Annotated in this window: 18 protein-coding genes and 1 rRNA gene; 2 read left to right on the forward strand and 17 right to left on the reverse strand. The window is 40.4% G+C overall.

Annotated features, from left to right (window positions below):
- From BMX30_RS18610 to BMX30_RS18635, 6 genes are all read right to left on the reverse strand, one after another.
- Nucleotides 1-68: ribosomal RNA gene (locus BMX30_RS18610) — 16S ribosomal RNA — on the reverse strand; the annotation flags it as partial.
- Between the two features lie 621 nt (nt 69-689).
- Nucleotides 690-2,243 carry a class I adenylate-forming enzyme family protein gene (locus tag BMX30_RS18615; protein ID WP_090749137.1) on the reverse strand — a complete coding sequence of 518 codons (1,554 nt, stop codon included), beginning with the start codon at nt 2,241-2,243 and terminating at the stop codon, nt 690-692.
- 78 nt (nt 2,244-2,321) lie between these two features.
- Nucleotides 2,322-3,647, reverse strand: a complete 1,326-nt coding sequence (locus BMX30_RS18620) for a TRAP transporter large permease (RefSeq protein WP_090749139.1) — start codon at nt 3,645-3,647, stop codon at nt 2,322-2,324.
- Nucleotides 3,648-4,154: a TRAP transporter small permease subunit gene (locus tag BMX30_RS18625; RefSeq protein WP_090749141.1), complete on the reverse strand. Its 507-nt coding sequence runs from the start codon at nt 4,152-4,154 to the stop codon at nt 3,648-3,650.
- Between the two features lie 96 nt (nt 4,155-4,250).
- Nucleotides 4,251-5,351, reverse strand: coding sequence for a TRAP transporter substrate-binding protein DctP (gene dctP, locus BMX30_RS18630; RefSeq protein WP_170843935.1), 1,101 nt, complete (start codon nt 5,349-5,351; stop codon nt 4,251-4,253).
- 357 nt (nt 5,352-5,708) lie between these two features.
- A complete protein-coding gene (locus BMX30_RS18635; protein ID WP_090749145.1) occupies nt 5,709-6,401 on the reverse strand; it encodes a TetR/AcrR family transcriptional regulator in 693 nt (230 codons plus the stop codon).
- 80 nt (nt 6,402-6,481) lie between these two features.
- On the opposite strand from BMX30_RS18635, the gene BMX30_RS18640 reads away from it, so the two are divergent.
- Nucleotides 6,482-6,832 (forward strand): DUF2187 family protein, encoded by a 351-nt coding sequence (locus BMX30_RS18640; RefSeq protein ID WP_090749146.1) that lies wholly within the window; start codon nt 6,482-6,484, stop codon nt 6,830-6,832.
- 22 nt (nt 6,833-6,854) lie between these two features.
- Here BMX30_RS18640 and BMX30_RS18645 read toward each other — a convergent pair whose 3' ends face one another.
- From BMX30_RS18645 to BMX30_RS18685, 9 genes are all read right to left on the reverse strand, one after another.
- Complete coding sequence (locus BMX30_RS18645) at nt 6,855-7,595, reverse strand: sirohydrochlorin chelatase (RefSeq protein WP_090749148.1); 741 nt, start codon at nt 7,593-7,595, stop codon at nt 6,855-6,857.
- A gap of 72 nt (nt 7,596-7,667) precedes the next feature.
- The gene (cysC, locus tag BMX30_RS18650; RefSeq protein WP_090749150.1) at nt 7,668-8,267 is read right to left on the reverse strand and encodes an adenylyl-sulfate kinase; all 600 of its coding nucleotides are present in this window, start codon (nt 8,265-8,267) and stop codon (nt 7,668-7,670) included.
- 12 nt (nt 8,268-8,279) lie between these two features.
- On the reverse strand, nt 8,280-9,428 hold the full coding sequence (sat, locus tag BMX30_RS18655) for a sulfate adenylyltransferase (protein WP_090749152.1): 1,149 nt from the start codon (nt 9,426-9,428) through the stop codon (nt 8,280-8,282).
- A gap of 37 nt (nt 9,429-9,465) precedes the next feature.
- Nucleotides 9,466-10,524: a sulfate permease gene (locus tag BMX30_RS18660; RefSeq protein WP_090749154.1), complete on the reverse strand. Its 1,059-nt coding sequence runs from the start codon at nt 10,522-10,524 to the stop codon at nt 9,466-9,468.
- Between the two features lie 48 nt (nt 10,525-10,572).
- Complete coding sequence (locus BMX30_RS18665) at nt 10,573-11,286, reverse strand: phosphoadenylyl-sulfate reductase (protein ID WP_090749156.1); 714 nt, start codon at nt 11,284-11,286, stop codon at nt 10,573-10,575.
- 248 nt (nt 11,287-11,534) lie between these two features.
- Complete coding sequence (locus BMX30_RS23995; protein ID WP_280139989.1) at nt 11,535-11,690, reverse strand: YezD family protein; 156 nt, start codon at nt 11,688-11,690, stop codon at nt 11,535-11,537.
- Between the two features lie 295 nt (nt 11,691-11,985).
- Entirely contained in the window at nt 11,986-12,792 is an 807-nt protein-coding gene (locus BMX30_RS18675; protein WP_090749306.1) for a histidinol-phosphatase, read from the reverse strand.
- Nucleotides 12,793-12,923: 131 nt separating this feature from the next.
- Nucleotides 12,924-14,594 carry a formate--tetrahydrofolate ligase gene (locus BMX30_RS18680; protein ID WP_090749158.1) on the reverse strand — a complete coding sequence of 557 codons (1,671 nt, stop codon included), beginning with the start codon at nt 14,592-14,594 and terminating at the stop codon, nt 12,924-12,926.
- An 88-nt stretch (nt 14,595-14,682) separates the two neighbouring features.
- Nucleotides 14,683-15,795, reverse strand: coding sequence for an MGDG synthase family glycosyltransferase (locus tag BMX30_RS18685; RefSeq protein ID WP_090749160.1), 1,113 nt, complete (start codon nt 15,793-15,795; stop codon nt 14,683-14,685).
- 140 nt (nt 15,796-15,935) lie between these two features.
- Between BMX30_RS18685 and BMX30_RS18690 the strand changes: the two genes are divergently transcribed.
- Complete coding sequence (locus BMX30_RS18690) at nt 15,936-16,793, forward strand: metallophosphoesterase (RefSeq protein ID WP_090749162.1); 858 nt, start codon at nt 15,936-15,938, stop codon at nt 16,791-16,793.
- Between the two features lie 228 nt (nt 16,794-17,021).
- Here the strand turns inward: BMX30_RS18690 and BMX30_RS18695 are convergent, their stop codons facing one another.
- A complete protein-coding gene (locus BMX30_RS18695; protein ID WP_090749163.1) occupies nt 17,022-17,570 on the reverse strand; it encodes a YkoP family protein in 549 nt (182 codons plus the stop codon).
- A 286-nt stretch (nt 17,571-17,856) separates the two neighbouring features.
- Entirely contained in the window at nt 17,857-19,515 is a 1,659-nt protein-coding gene (locus BMX30_RS18700) for an FAD-binding dehydrogenase (protein WP_090749164.1), read from the reverse strand.
- Nucleotides 19,516-19,596 lie beyond the last annotated feature (81 nt).

Raw genomic sequence — 19,596 nt, forward strand, 5'->3', positions numbered from 1 at the left:
CGCTCGACTTGCATGTATTAGGCACGCCGCCAGCGTTCGTCCTGAGCCAGGATCAAACTCTCCAATAAAAGTAGAGTGATTAGCTCATAAAATAAAACGTTGGCTCATGTTCTCTATTTATATAGAAGAAACATGATAAATATTGTTTGTTGACGCTTGTTTGTTTAGTTTTCAAAGAACAATAGTGTCTCAGAAGCGACAAGATTCATCTTAACACGATATTAATTATATATCAATAACTTTTTTCGAAACTTTTTAAAGAATGAAGCTTTACTGATATAATTATCTGCTGCTCATATCACCATGCGGCGTTAGCAACGGATATTAATATATAATAGATTAAGCTTCTCGTCAACTCTTTTTAATAAGTATTTTTAAGATAGCAGTTAATCTCAATTATGCTGACGAAGCAGCTTAAAAAGAATAACATCCTTTTTACAACTAGGCAATTATCATTTTCATTAGAAATACTTTTTCTTCATTACAATTTATCATAATAGTATTAACGATTTCTTATTGAATAGAAATGATCATAAAAAAAAGCTGAGTGGCTACTCTATCACTAAGACCACACAGCTCTTAACATACTGGACATCTAAATTCTCACTTTATTATTTAAAATGGAATTTATCTTTTCAAATTAAGTATGCAATTTTTACTTTTAAAAAAGTTCATCTATTCTATATAAATCAAACTGTTTCACTATATTTTTCTCTAAGTTTATACTTCTGTATTTTCCCTGAAGGCGTACGTGGTATATTCTCAACAAAATATACTTTTTTAGGTTTTTTATAACTTGCCAACTGCTGTTTGCAAAAGTCGATTACATCGTTCTCGTTAATGGAGCTGCTTTCTCTGCGAATAACAATTGCCCCAACTGCTTCTAAATACTCCGGATCTGGTATTCCTATTACGGCAACATCGACAACGTCAGGGTGGTGCATTAAAACATTTTCAATCTCCGCAGCATATATATTCTCTCCTCCACTTCGAATCATATCCTTTTTGCGGCCCGAAACAGTTAAATATCCACCTTCATCTACGATACCTAAATCCCCAGTATAGCACCAGCCGTCGATAAAGGTCTCTCCGTTCGCTTCTGGTCTGTTCCAGTATCCTGCACATACCACTGGACTCTTAATACAAATTTCTCCCACCTCACCAATAGATACCTCATTTCCATCGTCATCAACTACCTTTACCTCCGTCATCGGCAAAGGTTTCCCGACGGTATGAGCTTTCTTCGATACATCTGTTCCATCTAATGAAGTTGCTATCGGTGTTCCTTCGGTCAATCCATAAACTTGAACGAGGCTAATATGTGGATAACGTCTTTGTAATTGCTCAATTGCCCAAGGCCGTACAGGATCGCCACCTGAATAGATTCTTTTTACCTTCTTTAAAGGGAATTTATTCACTGTCGTGTTATGGAGCATATCGTATATCATAAACGGAAAAAACATTAAATCGGATGCCTGTTCCTTTTCTGCATTAGCTAGGGCAGCCTCGATTTGAAAATTTCCACTCTTCATAATCACGACCGTTCCACCAGCAAGAATCGTTGGCAACGCGAAATCCTCCATCGCTCCTACGTGGTATAGCGGTCCCGTTGTCATTGCGGAAGTTTGTTCATTTATACCCCATTTCATTATTTGCATGGAACAAAACCACAAAGTATTACTATGGGACCAAAGTGCTCCTTTAGGTCTTCCTGTCGTGCCCGAAGTATACATCAACATGATTGGGTCCAATAGATCTATATTTTGTACCACCTTAACAGTCGGGCTTCCCTTTTCTAGCGCAGTCCATTCCAGCCACCATTCAGGCGAATGCTTTCCATCGTAACCCAAAGAAATGAACTCTTCTACAACGACATCATCCTTAATTGGCTCTAAAACATTTTTAAGTGAAGAATGAAAGCAAAGGATCTTAGTACCAGAATCGTTCAAAATAAACTTAAATTCTTCACTAGAAAGCCTGAAGTTGATTCTTACAGCAATAGCACCCAATTTGGCTATTGCAAAATATAGTGCCCAGTATTCCAATGAATTATAGAGGAGAATGCCTACCCGATCCCCTTTTATAACACCTAATTCTCTTAGGGAGTTGCAGTATCGATTAGACATTTCGTCCAATTGTTTATACGACCATCTCTCGTCACCGCCTAGAATCAAAGCCGTTTTATTTGGATCTACTGTGCTTGTATGACCATAAATCCTTTCCAACATATGCGCTACGTTCATTTCCCCCACTCCTTATCGAGCATACCTTTTTCTTAAGAATCCTAGCTTAGTAACAATCTATTTTTTAATAATAGAGCATTAGCCAATAATCTTACTTGGAAGCCATAAAATAAGTTCCGGAAAGATAGCACAAAGAATCAAGACTATAACCTGTAAGAAAACAAACGGCCAAGCTCCCATCATGATGTCTCTTGTTTTGACCGTTTTCGGTGCCACTCCCTTTAAATAGAAGAGAGCGGGTGCAAAAGGCGGTGTGATAAAGGAAGTTTGATACATGATACAGACCATTGCAGCAAACCAAATCGGGTCAAACCCTAAACCTTGAGCGATTGGCGTGAAGATTGGAACAATAATCAATATAGAAGCCACCCAATCCATTAGCAAACCTAAGATAAAGACAACAAGTAACATGATCATTAAGATCGTCCACTTTCCAAACGGGAGTGCTTCAAAGGCCTGTTCCACGACATTTCCGCCCCCAAGCCTCATAAAAACACTCACAAAAAATGTACCCAAAAACAAAATCGCATAAATCATACTTGTTGTTTGAAGGGTGTTGTAGAGCGTTTCTTTCAATACCGTAAAGGTCAGTTTACGGTAGCACAACGCCACAATCATTGCTGCTAGTGAGCCGATTGCAGCTGCTTCCGTTGGTGGAGCAATCCCAAACCAAATTGAACCAAGAACGGAAAGGACAATGAGAGCAACCGGAAGAATGTGGAGTATCCCAATTATTTTATCTTTCAGTGTATACTTTGCTAGTTCTTCCTTTGGAATCGCTGGTGCAGAGTCTGGTTTTACATGAGCTACAATCAGAACATACAAAATGTAAGCAATCCCCAATAAAATTCCTGGAATCAAAACAGCGTAAAATAATTGGCCTACGGATATTTGCGCAAGCGGCCCATAAACGATTAACATAATGCTTGGAGGAATTAAAATCCCTAGTGTTCCGCCCGAGGTAATGACTCCCGTGGCGAGTTTAACATCGTATTTTCGTTCGAGCATAGCAGGTAAAAAGAGAAGACCCATCGTCACGACTGTTGCCCCTACAATACCCGTACTCGCTGCAAATAATAATGAAATTAACAAGGAAGCAACTGCAAGCCCTCCCTTTAATCCACCTAGGAGAATACTAAGCGAATGAAAGATTTTATTCGCTACCCCTGATTTCTCCATAATATTTCCCATAAAAATAAATAATGGTACGGCTAGCATTGTATAGTTCTGCAAGGCAGTAAATGCGCTTGAAGTAATCAAATTAATAACTGATTCACTCCAGAATAGGAACCCAAATATTAGCCCTAAGCCCCCGAGGACAATAAAAAGGTAGTATCCTGAAAAGATTCCTATCAACAAGCCCACGATCATCAAAACAAAGACGAGAAGGGATTGTGCATCCATTTAAATCCGCCTCCCTAGAAGTTGATAGATATTTCGAATGGTATCGGCAACTCCTTGTAAAAAAAGAAGCCCCAAGGAGATAGGAATAACCAGGCGTATAGGGAAAATTGGCGGGCGCCATGAACCCGTAGCGGCAGTTTCTTGCCTAAGAAAAGATGCGATGGCCGCATCTAATGAATTGGTGAACCCAACTAAAACAAGAGGGAAGAATAAGGCTAGAGTTAAACAAATTTCTAGTATCGCCTGATTTCGTTCTGATAGCCTTTCATAGAACAGATCAACCCGAATATGTTGTTTGTTCTTCATCACCCAAGCCATTCCTAAAAAAGCTGCCGAACCCCCAAGCATATAACTTATATCGTAGGACCAGAAGGTAGGTTTATTAAAAAGATGTCTACTAGCTACTTCATATACTAGAGAGAAGATTAATATCAAAATGAACCAACTTGCGATTTTACCGGCCCATTCACCTAATGTTTCTATGATGTTAATGAACTTTTTTACCACTTCTCCACCACCTTATTTATGGGATTCAAGAGAAAAATCATCAGGTAGCAATCTTGACGTGTTTCAGTAGTCCTGACTGCTACCTGAGCTTAGACATTAATATTTAGGGGTCATTAGGTCTTTCCAGTACTTGTATTTCTCTAAATAGGCTTGTTGGGAATCCCAGATCTTTTTAAATAACTCATCATCTGCCGCACGTTCTTCATAGTACTGATCAATGATCACTTTTAACTCTTTTTGCGATTCCTCTTCAAACTCAATAATTTCAATTTTTCCAGCCTCTTCAAGTTTCCGGTACTCATCCATCGCCTTGAAATCCTCTTTTGCTACATTTGCGAACCCTTTCCCCCACATATTTTCAGTTGCAAGGCGAACAATTTGTTTCAAATCATCTGGGAGTTCATCCCATTTTTCCTGATTAACAATAAAACTTGAAACACTAGATGGCTGATGTACGGAAGGAGTGATGAGATATTTTGCAATTTCATGAAAGCCTAGTGGTAAGTTTGAAGCAGGACCAGAAAACTCAACCGCGTCGACAACACCACGCTCTAACGATTGATAAAGTTCAGGGCTACTGATTGACACAACGGATGCACCAACGCGTTCCAAAATTGCCCCCCAATCACCAACTGCCCTGACTTTGAGACCTTTGAAATCCTCTAGAGTGCGAATTGGCACATTTGAATGGTAAAATATCTCTGGTGTTCCAGGTCCCGCGTCTAAAACCTTCAGGTTATAACCAGCTTTGTCATAAGCCTCTTGCCAGAGTTCTCTCCCTTCATCAGTGGTAATCCAGCCTAAATACTCCTGTTCATTCATTCCCATCGGAACAGAAGCGAACAAAGCAACTTGCGGGATTTTTCCAATCCAATACCCATCCCAGCTATGAATGGCATCTACCGTTCCATTTTCAACAGCATCTAATAGCTCAGTAGGTTGAACAATCTCACCTGCCGCATGCATTTCAACCTCCAGCCGTCCACCAGAAGCCTTCGTTATATCATCCGCAATTTGCTCCGCTAGCAATTGAAGTGCCGTGCCTTCTGGCCACGGAGAATGCGCAACCCATTTATATGTTTCTTGAGATCCTTTTCCTGAGTTTCCTTCAGTAGCTGTTTTGTTATTATTCAAACAACCTGCCATCAAACCTAGAAATAAAACGCTTACAAAAAATAACATCGTTGCTTTTCTCATTCCGGTTCCCCCTTTTTCTTTCTTGTGTCGATTACGACTAACTATTAATAAAGCAATTTCCATGCCAACTTTTTTATAACACTTAAACACTTTCTAATTAGTATTCTTAATCCCTTGCCAACTTGTTACTCTAAGCAAAGCTACACGCTTCTAGAAATCCCGATAAAAAGAAACTGTATATAAAATTGAACAGTCTGCTCGGACAATTGTAAGGTTTTTTTAACAACAACGAAAAGCCGCACAGTATGTGACTGTGCGGCAGGGGTGAAATTGGTTATTTAACTGATTATGTACGATTTTTAATAACAAAGTAATTATCTTAACAATAATAATAATTCGAATTATAGATAAGAACGGTTAGATTTCATGATCACAACCATTCGTGTAGTTGTTTCCGGTTAAACCCTTCTCCTCTGATCTTAATTGTAAAAGAATCTCTGGAGGAAAAACCATCCGGCAAATTATTTTTGAGATGGCATGATAGTTAGGAATATAACCTGTTTCTGGCCCCATTTCTGGCAGTTTTTCTGTTAAAACTAAAATGGACCATGCAACGGAATCAAGGTCTAAATCTTCCCATGTATAACCTAATTCTTTTGCCTGTTTTAATCCTTCGTGGATGCTGTCGTGTAATTTTCTTCTAACATCAGCAAGCACCTCTGCTAGTTCAGGGTCATGGGGAAGTAACTCCGGAAGAACCCGATGTAGCCCCAATCGATTAAGCCGTTGATTATGTTTTTCTAAAAGGGTTGCCAAAACGGCTTCCGGGTCATGATTCAACCAACTCGGCTCCGGAGGCATGTATCGTTCAAGCTGATCCTTTATTAGCTCCATCAGTAGCTGGCGTTTATCACAAAAGTAACGGTAAAAGGTCCCCGTTGCCACATTGGCATGGGCCGCTATTTCCTTGGCTGTTGTATTCTCGTATCCTTTATCGGAAAATAAAACCCGACCACTCTCAAGAAGCGCTTTCCGCTTTTGATAGGCGCGTTCCTGTTTTGGGACGGATGGAAATTCTCCAATTAGTTGGCGGCCTTCTTGATCATCCATAAGATCACCTCAATCTAACTATATCACAAAAATGATAGATGAACCAAAGTTCATATTTATCTTGACGCAGGATTTATCATATGAAATACTTGAACTATGGTTCATGTTTATCTGTTGATTGTTTTTTTCTACACCCCTCTAACAATGAATGGATAAACACGAACCTTCATTCAACTAAACTTCCATTAGGGTTAGGAGCGGTGAGCAGTTTGGAAATGACAAGTACCTTAATAAGACAACAAAAAGGAATTGCAGAACTTGGTGACAAGGTTCGTTTTATTAGAAATGGTATGCTTATAGTCGGTGAAGTCACCATCGTTAAAAATGAAAGCGTTATCGTAAATGTGAGTAGATCTGACGCGAAAAAACTGAACATAGAAACACCGATAACCGTGGTTGCGCACAAAAACTATCAAATCATCAAAAAATAAAGGTGCGTGGACATCATCTAGATTAAAGATGATGCCCCGCACCTTCGAGCGTTTGTTTTATAAAAAGATTTTCTATCGCACGGTGTTCAGTTAGTGGACCTGTGCAGAAGATGGGTTGGCCATCCTTTTGCCTTTTACGCACATTATGGATGACTTCACTTAGTAGAAGTCCAGAAAACAATAAGTATGGAACGACAATCACTTTCCCTCTCGCATGATGTGAGACATCCTCGAGCCCTTCTTGAAATCTTGGCTCCGCAGCAGCCAAATAGCAGACGGATACATTTTCTATTCCAAGTCGACTACCGATTCCTGTTGCGATATCAGCAAACGCTGAATGGATACTTGGATCACTGCTCCCTCGACCAACAATTAGTAGAGAATCCTCAGCAGCTACATCCTCCACTTCACTCCCGACCAATTCAGCAATTGCATCAAGAATTTCCCCCTGCACACCAAACGGGTCACTCATCGTAACTTTCACATTGGGATAATGCGCTTTTAATGGCGACAGCGCTTCAGGGATATCTTGCTTGATGTGACCAGCAGCTAAAAGAAAGAGAGGAACAACCGTAATCTCCGTTGCTCCTTTATCGACACATCGATGAAAGCCTTGGTCAATAAAAGGTTCGGTCAGCTCAAGAAAGCTTATTTCTTGAATCGGAACCTCTACTCGCTCGATGACTCTTTGTAAAAAAGCTTTTGCTTCTTGAGCCCCTTTTTTCGACCTTGTACCATGACCAATATAAAGAATCGCTTTCATGATTGGCTCCTTTCTTTTTCCCAGTTCATGCTGATTTGTCCAATTCGCTCGTGGTTAGTTTAGATTCTTCTATTATATAATATTTTTATCTTGTAAGTAACCTAGTACGTGTTGAACCGCTTCTTCCACGGACAACTGATCAGAACGAATCGCAATCTCCGGGCTTTCTGGAGCTTCATACGGTGAATCAATACCAGTGAAATCTTTAATTTCACCACGACGTGCTTTTACGTATAGTTGCTTCGGGTCACGTCGTTCGCATTCTTCTAGCGGGCAATCGACAAACACCTCAATAAATTCCTCGCCAGAAAATAAAGCCCTAACCTGATCTCTATCTGAGCGAAATGGCGAAATGAAGGCTGTTGTGACTACTTTGCCGCTATCTACAAACAGTTTTGCAACTTCGCCAATGCGGCGGATGTTTTCTGTACGATCGTACTCAGAAAACCCTAAGTCCTTATTTAATCCATGGCGGACATTATCACCATCTAGTACATATTCATTGATTCGCTGCCTATATAACTCGTTAGAGACTGCATTCGCTATCGTGGATTTCCCTGAACCAGATAAACCAGTAAACCAAAGCACACAGCTGCCATGCCCATTTTGCGCATGCCGATCAGCCTTCGTAATTGTTGTGTCATGCCAAGTAATATTTGTAGATTTCCCCATTCCGCATTCTCCTTACACTGTCGTTTTTTCTCGCATTCCATCAATCAAGACTTCTACTACTTCTTTACGGCTGAAGGTTGAAGGTGGTAGTTCTCCTGCACGCAGCAATTCTCTAACCTTTGTGCCCGATAAAATCACGCGATCTTCCTTGCCATGTGGGCAAGTTTTATCTGAAGCCATTCCTTCACATTTAGTGCAATAGAAGCTATGTTCAAAAAATAATGGTTTAATTCCAAGCTCCGCTTCTGTAAAGTTACTAAAAATATGCTGAGCATCATAAGTTCCGTAGTAGTCACCAACCCCAGCATGATCGCGGCCAACAATGAAATGCGTGCAACCAAAGTTCTTACGTGCAATCGCATGGAAAATGGCTTCCCTAGGTCCTGCATAACGCATGGCTGCTGGGTACACTCCTAGTTGAACGCGCTCTTTTGGATAATAATTATCTAATAGCACACGATAGCTTTTTAATCGAACATCGGCAGGGATATCATCTGACTTTGTTTCACCAACAAGAGGGTTAACAAAAAGACCATCGACCGTCTCAAGTGCGGCTTTTTGAATATATTCATGCGCACGGTGAATCGGATTTCTTGTTTGGAAACCGACAACTGTTTTCCAGCCCTTCTCCTCAAATAACGCGCGCGTTTCTTTCGGCTCAAGCCACACATCTCCGAAAACGCCTTTTTCTGGTTTTTTAACAAGAGTAACTTCTCCTGCTACATAAACAGATCCTCTTTCAAATAGGCGCTTAACACCTGGATGCGCGACTTCTTCTGTTTTATACACTTCACGTGCTTCTTTCTTTAAATCTGGTTCGAACCATTCAGAAACCTTAATGACCCCGTATACTTCATTTTCATAAGTTAATTTATATTCTTCCCCAACCTCAAGTGTTTCCGAAACCTCATTCGATACAGGAAGGGTAACGGGGATGGACCAAATCGTATTGTCACTTAAGCGCATGTCGCTAACAACTGATTCGTAGTCCGCTTTTCCTAGGAAGCCCGTTAATGGACTAAAAAGGCCGACTCCAATGAGCTCGAGGTCACTTAATGCAATCGCATCAATAGCAATCTCTTTCTCTATCTTTGTTACATCGTAAGTAGGATCAAATGCTTGAATAAGTTTTCCACCATGTGGTTTTGGTAATAATGACATGTACAATCAACCTTTCTTAACGGGTTTATAGTATTTGTTAATCTATTTCAGTGATTGGCACCTCTGAGTTTGGTCGCTTCATTAGAAACAACACACCAAAGACGGAAATCAATACGCCAATCATGGCTATCACTGGATATATATTTTTCTCAATTAAAAGTTGAATAAGCGTATACGAAAGGACCATCGACAGGACAGGCGAAACTACCCATACCGTCAGAAGCTTTACTACAATATCCTTTTTTAACACGGATTTTCCTTGCTTTACAAAGCCAATTCCAATAATCGAAGATGTGGTAATTTGTGTTAATGGAACGGGAATTCCAAATAATGAGGCAACAGTGACAATACCTGCCCCAGTTCCGGAAATCACACAACCTTCTTCTAATTTCAAAGTTGTGATCTTTTTCCCATTCGTTTCTAGAACTCGATAACCAAGTAAAATAGCACCAAGCCCTACAAACAACCCACCCCAGAGTATGCCACTCTCTGTTGACATGATTCCTGCACCGACTAATGGACCGACGGCATTGGCTACATTATTCATTCCTGCTGCAAAGGCTTCAAACAGGCCCATCACCACTACTAGAACAGATAAAATAGGCACTGCCTTTGGCAGCTCAAGCCAAGTTTTGACGATTTTATTTTTTAAAATAAACGTCGCGAGAATCGCAAGTAAGAAGGCAACAATAGGTGTTAGCAACCAAAAAAGCATAATCCATAGCAGCTTTCCGGCGAAAAGAGACTGATAGACAATCCCTACCCCCACCACGGAACCGACTGCGACTTCACTCGTCGAGAGTGGAATCCCAAAGAAATTGGCCAAAAATAAAGATAAAGCAGCCGCAGCTAGAACAATTAAAGCGACTTGTGTTGTAAACGTGGAACTTGGAACAATTCCACTTCCGATTGTCCTTACGACTTCCCCGCCACCTAGCCAAGCGCCAAGGAAAACAGCAATGGCACATAAAAATAACGCCATCCGTTTTTTCACTACACCTGATCCATAAGCGATTCCCATCGAAGCTGCTGCACCACTGGCACCAATATTTACGGCAAAAAACAATCCAATTGCTACTGCGATGATGGTCAGCATAGGAATCCCCTCCTTCTCCTAAGTGGCAGGTCAAACTCTAGTAACCTATTAAGTGTGTAAGCCACATTCGGTTTTCCCACTTCCCGACCAACGGCCAGCGCGGGAATCTCCGTCAGCTCCAACCGCTTGTGTACAGGGAAAACATCCAATGCTCGGATAGTTTTGATCATGCAACTGGTTATAAGGAAGGTCTTTTTGCTTTATGTACTCCCATACCTCATCCCAAGTCCAATGAATCAGTGGGCAAAGTTTAATGTTTTTAAATTTATCATCTTTATTAATAAACTCTGTATTTGCTCTTGTTGGAGATTGCTCTCTTCGGAGACCAGAGATCCAGGCTTGTTTTGATGTTAATGTTTCCCGTAAAGGAATGACTTTGCGAATTTCACAGCATTTGTTTGGGTCCCGCTTCCATAAAGCCGATCCGAACTGTTCTCGCTGCTCATCAAGCGTAAGCTCAGGCTTTTTCTTCTCAATTCGAAGGGTTGGAAACCGTTCTTCGATTTTCTGAATCACATCATACGTCTCTGGAAAATGGAGATCCGTATCAAGGAAAACGATATGAGCATCTGGTTTTACTTGATAAATTAAATCAATAAGTACAATTGCTTCTGCACCAAAGCTTGAGGCATACACAATTTGTTGTTCAGGATAAACACGGTACGCCCATTCTAGTAACCCTCGAGCGCCTTTTGTTTTATCCCCAATCGGAAATGTGTCTGAGATTGAAGACCACTCCTCATAAGTAACAGCATTGCTCATGTTTTTAATCCACCTTTCATTTAAAGAGGCTCTTTTCTTTTGGAGCCTATACGAAACTTTATAGCTATGTTTCATTGAAAAATAGCATTCGTTTTATCAGAAAAGAGCTAGCAAACCTTAATTTTAAGCCTAGCTAACAGCTTCCTCTGCGTTAATCGCTTTAGGATTTTAACAACAAGTTTTACAAAAACAGCCTTTAAAAAAGGCGGTCCTCACCCGAAGGTAAAGACCGCCTCTAGTTTGTCTAGTCAGCGTGTTTTATTTGATTGAAGACGAACCTTTTCGCTCTTCTCAATTTGGACTACTTTCCCATCTTGAATCACCAAGGTAATCGATCCGAAATTGACATTTTGAAGCATTTTTTCTACATGCTGAGACACTTCTTGCCATTCCGACGGTTTCAGTTTAGTTCGCCCCCTCCCTGATGTTTTTTGAATTATTGCTTTCGTTAAAATTAATCCTACCATACGCATAGGATTTGTCAATATTATTAGCGTAAATTTTGTAAAAATTGATAATTTGCACATGTCTATTAACGGCAATGCTGTATCAAACAAGTATTGGGGTTTTTGCAGTTCATATTATTGCAGGAAAATGAACAGATATTTAAGACAGCAAACAAAAAAACGAAAAGCCCTAACTAGCTTTCCGTTCACTTTGACCTGCTATAGTAAGTCAGGCGAGTTTATGTGCACTTTTTTACAATGGCACGCTCACTCGCTCTTTTTGTCTAAAATAACACCATTCTTTAAAGCCGATTTCTTTTAGGCGTTTCGCTACTAAGTCAAACTCATCGCCGACTCTTTCTGGGTCATGCGCATCTGATCCAAATGTGACCTTTACTCCATGATGATTGGCAAGCTCAAGGATTTCATCTGTTGGATACCAGCCACCGACGTATTTCGTTTTTCCTGATGTATTGATTTCAATTGCTAAGCCATACTCTCCTACAACCTTTAACGTATGTTCTACAGCCTCGGTTTCAATTTTAGAGAATTCAGGATAAAATCCCTTCATCGCATCAATATGTCCAAGGATTTGGTACATCCCACTTCGCGCTGAATGTTCAATCAATCGATAATAGGTCTCTTTCGTTTTAACCTTTTGCTGTTCCGACATCCCTTTCCAGCGGTTTTTATTAAAGATGCTAACTCCCTCTACTTGATGAACCGACCCAATAATGTAATCAAACGGATAACGATCAAAATAAGTCCGGTAATGTTCAACGTGTTCTGGAAAGAAATCCGATTCGATTCCCAGTAACACTTCAATTTTTCCGCGATACTCTTCCTTTAACGCTTGCACTTCTTTCACATATTCAGGAAACTCACTTTTTCCCATCGCTATTTTGGGAAATGCCTGGTCTTTATCATAAGAGAAATACGGTGTATGATCAGCAATCCCAATCACCTGTAATCCGTTAGCAATCGCAGCCTCTATATAATCTCGAATTGACCCGCGAGCATGTCCGCAGCGCTCATGATGCGTATGTAAATCAAATTTAATCTCCCCTTTATGTTGCGTCATTACAACACCTCCATTCAACTATCCTTTTTCAATTATCTCCTATAAGAACCGCTTAAATTCACAAAGAAAAAAACCTGGATGGTGCCAGGCACCACCCAGGTTTTTTCCATTTATGAAAGTCCAATGATTTCTCCGTCTTCATTTATATCCATTCCGTTTGCAGCTGGTGTTTTCGGAAGACCAGGCATGGTCATGATATCACCTGTTAAGGCGACAATGAAACCAGCTCCAGCGGAAACCTTTACTTCTCTTACTGTTAAAGTAAATCCAGTAGGAGCCCCTAGTAAGGAAGGATTATCTGAGAAAGAGTATTGGGTTTTAGCCATACAAATCGGCATTTTATCAAGCCCTAGTGTGGCAAGTTCTCCGATCTGCTTGCGTGCTGCCGAAGTAAATTCTACCCGTTGGGCACGGTAAATTTCCGTAGCAATTGTAGTGATTTTCTCTTCGATGGAACCTTCAACATCATAGAGTGGAGCGTAATTTGATGTTTGCGTTTCACAAATCTCCACGACTTTGTGAGCAAGTTCTACTGCCCCTTCTCCGCCCTTAGTAAAGACTTCTGCAAGAACAACCTCTACTCCTTTGGCTGCGCATTTATCTTTTAATAATTGAATTTCTGCTTCTGTATCCGTGGGAAACTTATTGATTGCGACCACGGCAGGGACACCAAATTTATGAACATTTTCAAGGTGCCTCTCGAGATTTACCATACCAGCCTCAAGTGCCGCTAGATTCTCATGGGCCAATTCGTTCTTTGGAACCCCACCATTCATCTTCAATGCACGGATGGTCGCAACAAGCACGGTTGCATCAGGCTTTAATTCCGCATCTCTACATTTAATATTAAAAAACTTCTCGGCACCTAGGTCTGCACCAAAGCCAGCTTCCGTTACAACATAGTCAGAAAGTTTCAGAGCAATTTTTGTCGCCATCACCGAATTACACCCATGGGCAATATTCGCGAATGGACCGCCGTGAATAAAGGCAGGCGTGTTTTCAATTGTCTGAACTAGATTTGGCATAATTGCATCTTTTAACAATAATGCCATCGCTCCAGTTGCTTGTAAATCACCAGCTGTAACCGCTTGTCCATTTTTGTTATAGCCAACAACCATTCTCGCAAGTCGTGCTTTAAGATCTGCCAAACTGGTTGAGAGACATAAGATCGCCATGATTTCGGAGGCAACCGTAATATCAAAGCCACTTTGACGAACAAAACCATCCATTCGACCGCCCAAGCCAATAATGACATTTCTTAGTGCACGGTCGTTCATATCAAGCACTCTTTTCCACACAATTCGCTTAGGGTCAATATTTAGTGCATTTCCTTGATGGATATGGTTGTCTAGTATCGCCGCTAATAAATTATGTGCGGATGTAATCGCATGGAAATCCCCGGTGAAATGAAGGTTGATATCCTCCATCGGGACAACCTGGGCATACCCGCCACCAGCTGCTCCACCTTTGATTCCGAACACAGGTCCCAAAGAAGGCTCCCTTAATGCAGTAATCGTTTTTCTACCTATTTTATTTAAGCCCATGGAAAGGCCAACATTGGTTGTGGTTTTTCCCTCTCCTGCAGGGGTAGGATTAATCGCAGTGACTAGAATAAGTTTTGCGTCTGGTCGTTCTTCAAGTCGATCAAGCACGTCTAATGAAACTTTTGCTTTATACCTTCCATAAGGCTCTAGTTCATGTTCATTTATCCCAAGATAATCGGCAATTTCTTTAATCGGAACCATTTTTGCTTCTTGTGCAATTTGAACATCTGTTTTCATCACTTGACCCTCTCCCGTATGTATTCTCTTCCACTTTGATTTTAACAGGTATAGGGATTATAGGCATTTAATTTTTGTAAAAAAACAATTAAATCAACAATTCTGCAATAATTTCATGTGGTTCTTTTAAATGAAGGTTTGAATGGTAGTTCTCTACATGTTCTTGGTATTGATTCATCTCACTAAAATCATCGAGTACAGCGAAAAGTTGTTTATAGATATCTGATTGGTCTAATTTGTAAACCAAGCCCAATTCGGTCAGCTGCTGTTGGTTAATTTTTTCTTGTCCTGGTAAAGCATTATAGATAAAGATAGGCTTTCGCTTGAATAGACATTCACTAACGGTTACCCCGCCCGGCTTTGTAACCATCGCATCTGCCTGATCATAGAGTCGATTCATTTCTTCTTTACAGTCGATATACGGTAGCGGAATAATATGAGGTTTTTGCATTGATTTTATCCTTGCGCAAAGCTGTTGATTTTTCCCACATAACACCTTGAATTGGATGGGGTAAGGAGGTTCTGTCTCCGCGAGTTTTTGAATTAGATCCCATATCTCCCCTACACCTAAACTTCCTCCTGAGATTAAAACGTTATAGGCACCTTGTTTCGTCAGTGCTTGCGGTAGACGTTGTTTCCTAATCTTCGTGTGGATTGGAATACCAGTAATATAGATTTGTTCTGCTTTTACCCCTTTTTGGCATAAAAAGTGCTTCATCCGCATGGAAGGAACAAAGTGAAAATCAATTTGCTCTACTCCCCAGAAACGATGGATGAAGTAATCTGTATATACGTTTATGACGGGAGTTTTCAAGTCCCCGGTTTTTTTCATGTAATTTAACATATAAGCAGGCAACGCATGAGTACATACAATTAGTTCCGGTTCCGTTTTTTTTATTAGCTTTTTCATAAAAGATAGAAACAAGACTTCATATAGAATATACCGCTTGGTTTGCTCTGTATTTTTATAGACAGCATTCTTGTATATGGCATTATATAACCCAGGCAATGCATGAATCCAATTTAAATAAACATTTGAGACCAACTTTTCGATCCCACCATAACTGTACGATAGAATATCAATTTTCTCACAAATAATTTCGGGCCGAATTTGCTTAACCCCATCGATTAAGGCGGTAGCGGCTTGGTGGTGTCCTGATGGAATTTGCAGAAAAGGAAGAAATAATATTTTATTTTTCATCGGAAACACCCCGCTTTCTTTTCAATTTTGGAGAATAATCAAGCTTGGATTGGAAATAACAGCCATGGGTAATATCCCAGCTATTTCATATTAAAAACATGAACGGTTTCCTGTATAATTTCCGTTATGGAAGGAGCTGAATGCTTTTGACTATGATCTTTTGGTTACTAGTATTTGTTACTGTTTATTTTCTAATTAAAAAAGCCTATAAAAACACGACAGATATTACGATAAATGAATTAAAAGTAAATCATGACCTCTCTACCAATTCTAGTCCGTCGCTATCTATTCTCCAGCTATCTGATTTGCATCTCGAAAATATCTCCATTACTCCTGAAGAACTATTTGAAAAAGTAAAACATAAGCCTATCGATCTAATTGCTATTACAGGTGATTTCCTAGATCGCAAGCGCACCATTCCAAAACTCATTCCTTATTTAAAAGTCCTAAACAAAATAGAAGCGAAATATGGCATATATGCCGTTTTAGGGAACCATGATTATGTTCTAAAAGGAACCAACCTTGATAAGCTTATTGATACACTTGAACAACATAACTGTAAAGTTTTGCGAAATGAAACAGAGATTATTAATGTCCATGGAAACATCGTAAACATTATTGGTATCGATGATTTTAGCACGAAGCGAAGCGACCTTGATTCCTCCTACAAAGGAATTCAATCAGGGACAAATCTTGTGTTAACGCATGATCCTAACATCGTTTTACACATGAAAAACCACCATTTTGATTATTTGCTTTCTGGGCATTTTCATGGTGGCCAAATCTGTTACCCGAAAGCTTACCATCTAGCGAAAATGGGTAAGCTTGCTCGCATGAATAAAATTAAAGGTTTCCACACTCAGGACGGAAAACCATATTATATTAGTGAAGGCCTTGGACAGACCGGTGTTAACATCCGTGTCGGCAGCCGACCGGAAATTACTTTCCACGAGTTAACTTTAGCAACTGCACAAGGCAAAAATCTTAAAGCGATGTAAAAAGCTGCTGCTATCAGCAGCTTTTTTGTGTTTATAAGGCTGGCTCTTTTTCTTAAAGATGTTGTTAAAACCCAAAAGCCAATTATAACGTCGGACTAGTTAATTGGAGCGATTAAACTAAGTTTGCAACCTCTTTTCTCAGAAGCTAAGCTAATTTTCAATGTAACATAGCTACAAAGGCATTAGGTTCCGAAAACAACAAAGTTTGAGAAAACAGCCTTTTTTAAGTTAATCTCCGTACAATTTAGATAATGTTCTAGTCGACATCAACAAATAACTAGGCTGATGATGTTTTATTGTTTGACGGATGGATTGCTGCTGATTACATAGGAGCTCGATTGGTAAAAAGGCGAGTGTTTTAAACCACTTGTAGATTGGATGGGTAATATCAATCACCTCAAAACCAAGTCTAGTACAGCCCTTATTCAACATCGTAATACCAATGATTCCTTTAATTTCCCTAGCGTGAGAATGTTGTTGAATGAAGGTTTCAACGTCAGGCAATGACTTTTGGACGTACCGATAAATCATTTTCCCTCTGCGTAGCTCACTTTTTATATCCTTTAATTCTTTTAGTAATTTCACGTTATGAAGGTGAATCTTAACTAACAAATCGTCTCTGTTAATGTGGGTTCCATCTGAAAGAACCACATTTCTCCCTTTGTATTTCGTTAAGCGAATTCTTAGGATATTGTCTTCACGCAAATAAGTTAATCTCGTGAAATAATAATAAATCGGGTCAATTAAACTCCAAATGGTTAGGAAAGAACTCCTCATACTCCTGCTGCTCCTTTTCTTTGTTGGTTCCATCGCAATATCTGAACATTTTTAATATAACCAGATTCTTTCCGCATAATGACCTCACAAAAATAGCCATTCTGCAGAATTTGCAAGAATGGCGTAATTGGAGGTCCAATGTAAATGTGTAAAAATGTTTTCGGAACTACAGGTCTGGTTCTACAGGTCTTCTTTTTGATTAAAATATATTGGTCATTTTAGTTTCTGGTTGGTAGTTCACAGGTCTTGCTCCTCTGGAGCGTAATATAACCCCAGTGATAGAAACTTATGATTTTACCTCTAGGGCGATTGCCCGTCCTGCTTGACGTCCTGAAAAGAGGCATCCTCCGAGGAAGGTTCCTTCTAAGGCGCGATAGCCATGGACTCCACCCCCACCGAAACCTGAAACCTCTCCCGCTGCATATAGACCTGGAATCGGTTCCCCAGACAAATTTAATACTCGTCCAGATAAATCTGTTTGTAAGCCCCCTAATGTTTTCCGACTGACAATGTTTAGACGAACCGCAATTAACGGACCGTTTTTAGGGTCAAGTATTTTATGTGGAGGTGCTACCCGAATTAATTTATCGCCAATATAATGGCGTGCGCCACGCAGCGCGGTTATTTGTAAATCCTTCGTAAATTTATGGTCAATTTCACGGTCTCTCGCTTTTATTTGTCTTTCTATCTCTGCTAAATTTAGTAAATTTTCACCTGTCAGTTTATTCATCCCCTCGACAAGGTCACCTAAATCATTAGCGACAATAAAATCTTCCCCTTTATCCATAAAAGCTTGCACAGGCCCTGATGCGCCAGGCAATGCTCTGCCTAGTACTTGGCGGATACTTTTCCCTGTTAAATCTGGATTTTGTTCTGATCCCGATAGAGCAAACTCTTTTTCAATGATTTTTTGGGTTAAAATAAACCATGAATAGTCATAGCCCGTTTTTTGAATGGCTTCGAGAGTACCTAGTGTATCAAAACCCGGGAAATTTGGTGCCGGGAACCTTTGGCCAGTTGCATCTAACCATATGGATGAAGGACCAGGCAATATCCGAATTCCATGGTTACTCCAGATTGGATTCCAGTTTTTTATTCCTTCTGTGTAATGCCACATCCGGTCACGATTCACAATCCTCCCACCAGCTTGTTCTGTGATGGTAAGCATTCGTCCATCCACATGCGCAGGTACGCCTGATATCATCTTTTTAGGAGGGTTTCCTAGACGGTTGGGCCAGTTTTTGCGAATTTGTTCTAGATTTCCTCCGATGCCACCGCTTGATACTAATACTGCATTTGCTCTATATTCAAAGTTCCCAACGACCTCTCTCGAACTGTCTTCGCCACGTTGAACGGAACTTTGGGCTAGTACAGAACCTTCAACCCCAACAATAGACCCGTTTTGATGAAGGAGATCATCCACGCGGTGTCGAGGTCGATACTCAATCAACCCGTTTTTTATGTGTTCACGGACTCTCCGTTCAAACGGTGCGACAATTCCTGGTCCTGTTCCCCATACAATGTGAAATCTCGGCACGGAATTCCCATGTCCTTCAGCAAGATACCCGCCTCGCTCTGCCCAACCTACGACAGGAAAAAAGCGTACTCCCATGTCATACAACCAAGCACGCTTCTCACCTGCAGCAAAATCAACATAGGCTTCGGCCCATTTTCGTCCCCAATAATCCTCGTCCTCATCTCGGTCAAAGCCTGCGGACCCTAACCAATCTTGCATCGCTAATTCCTTGGAATCTCTAATGCCTAAGCGGCGTTGTTCCGGAGAATCTACTAGGAATAAACCTCCAAACGACCACCAAGCTTGTCCTCCAAAAGATGCTTCCGGCTCTTGGTCCAGAAGCAACACTTTTTTCCCTGCATCTGCAATTTCTGCAGTAGCTACTAATCCAGCAAGTCCAGCACCCACAACAATCACATCATAACCCATCCCCATGCCCCCATTCTATGTTAAAATACCTATTTACTCATCCTATTCTCATCATATCTATAAAATTCAGAATTATCAATC

This window comes from Mesobacillus persicus (genome assembly GCF_900109925.1).
Lineage (GTDB): Bacteria > Bacillota > Bacilli > Bacillales > Cytobacillaceae > Mesobacillus_B > Mesobacillus_B persicus.

Excerpts from the sequence above, each read along its gene's own strand:
- BMX30_RS18615 (WP_090749137.1), bottom strand. The coding sequence starts at position 2,243 with ATGAACGTAGCGCATATGTTGGAAAGGATTTATGGTCATACAAGCACA.
- BMX30_RS18620 (WP_090749139.1), bottom strand. The coding sequence starts at position 3,647 with ATGGATGCACAATCCCTTCTCGTCTTTGTTTTGATGATCGTGGGCTTG.
- dctP (WP_170843935.1), bottom strand. The coding sequence starts at position 5,351 with ATGAGAAAAGCAACGATGTTATTTTTTGTAAGCGTTTTATTTCTAGGT.
- BMX30_RS18635 (WP_090749145.1), bottom strand. The coding sequence starts at position 6,401 with ATGGATGATCAAGAAGGCCGCCAACTAATTGGAGAATTTCCATCCGTC.
- BMX30_RS18640 (WP_090749146.1), top strand. The coding sequence starts at position 6,482 with ATGAAATACTTGAACTATGGTTCATGTTTATCTGTTGATTGTTTTTTT.
- BMX30_RS18645 (WP_090749148.1), bottom strand. The coding sequence starts at position 7,595 with ATGAAAGCGATTCTTTATATTGGTCATGGTACAAGGTCGAAAAAAGGG.
- cysC (WP_090749150.1), bottom strand. The coding sequence starts at position 8,267 with ATGGGGAAATCTACAAATATTACTTGGCATGACACAACAATTACGAAG.
- sat (WP_090749152.1), bottom strand. The coding sequence starts at position 9,428 with ATGTCATTATTACCAAAACCACATGGTGGAAAACTTATTCAAGCATTT.
- BMX30_RS18660 (WP_090749154.1), bottom strand. The coding sequence starts at position 10,524 with ATGCTGACCATCATCGCAGTAGCAATTGGATTGTTTTTTGCCGTAAAT.
- BMX30_RS18665 (WP_090749156.1), bottom strand. The coding sequence starts at position 11,286 with ATGAGCAATGCTGTTACTTATGAGGAGTGGTCTTCAATCTCAGACACA.
- BMX30_RS18680 (WP_090749158.1), bottom strand. The coding sequence starts at position 14,594 with ATGAAAACAGATGTTCAAATTGCACAAGAAGCAAAAATGGTTCCGATT.
- BMX30_RS18685 (WP_090749160.1), bottom strand. The coding sequence starts at position 15,795 with ATGAAAAATAAAATATTATTTCTTCCTTTTCTGCAAATTCCATCAGGA.
- BMX30_RS18690 (WP_090749162.1), top strand. The coding sequence starts at position 15,936 with ATGCTTTTGACTATGATCTTTTGGTTACTAGTATTTGTTACTGTTTAT.
- BMX30_RS18695 (WP_090749163.1), bottom strand. The coding sequence starts at position 17,570 with ATGAGGAGTTCTTTCCTAACCATTTGGAGTTTAATTGACCCGATTTAT.
- BMX30_RS18700 (WP_090749164.1), bottom strand. The coding sequence starts at position 19,515 with ATGGGTTATGATGTGATTGTTGTGGGTGCTGGACTTGCTGGATTAGTA.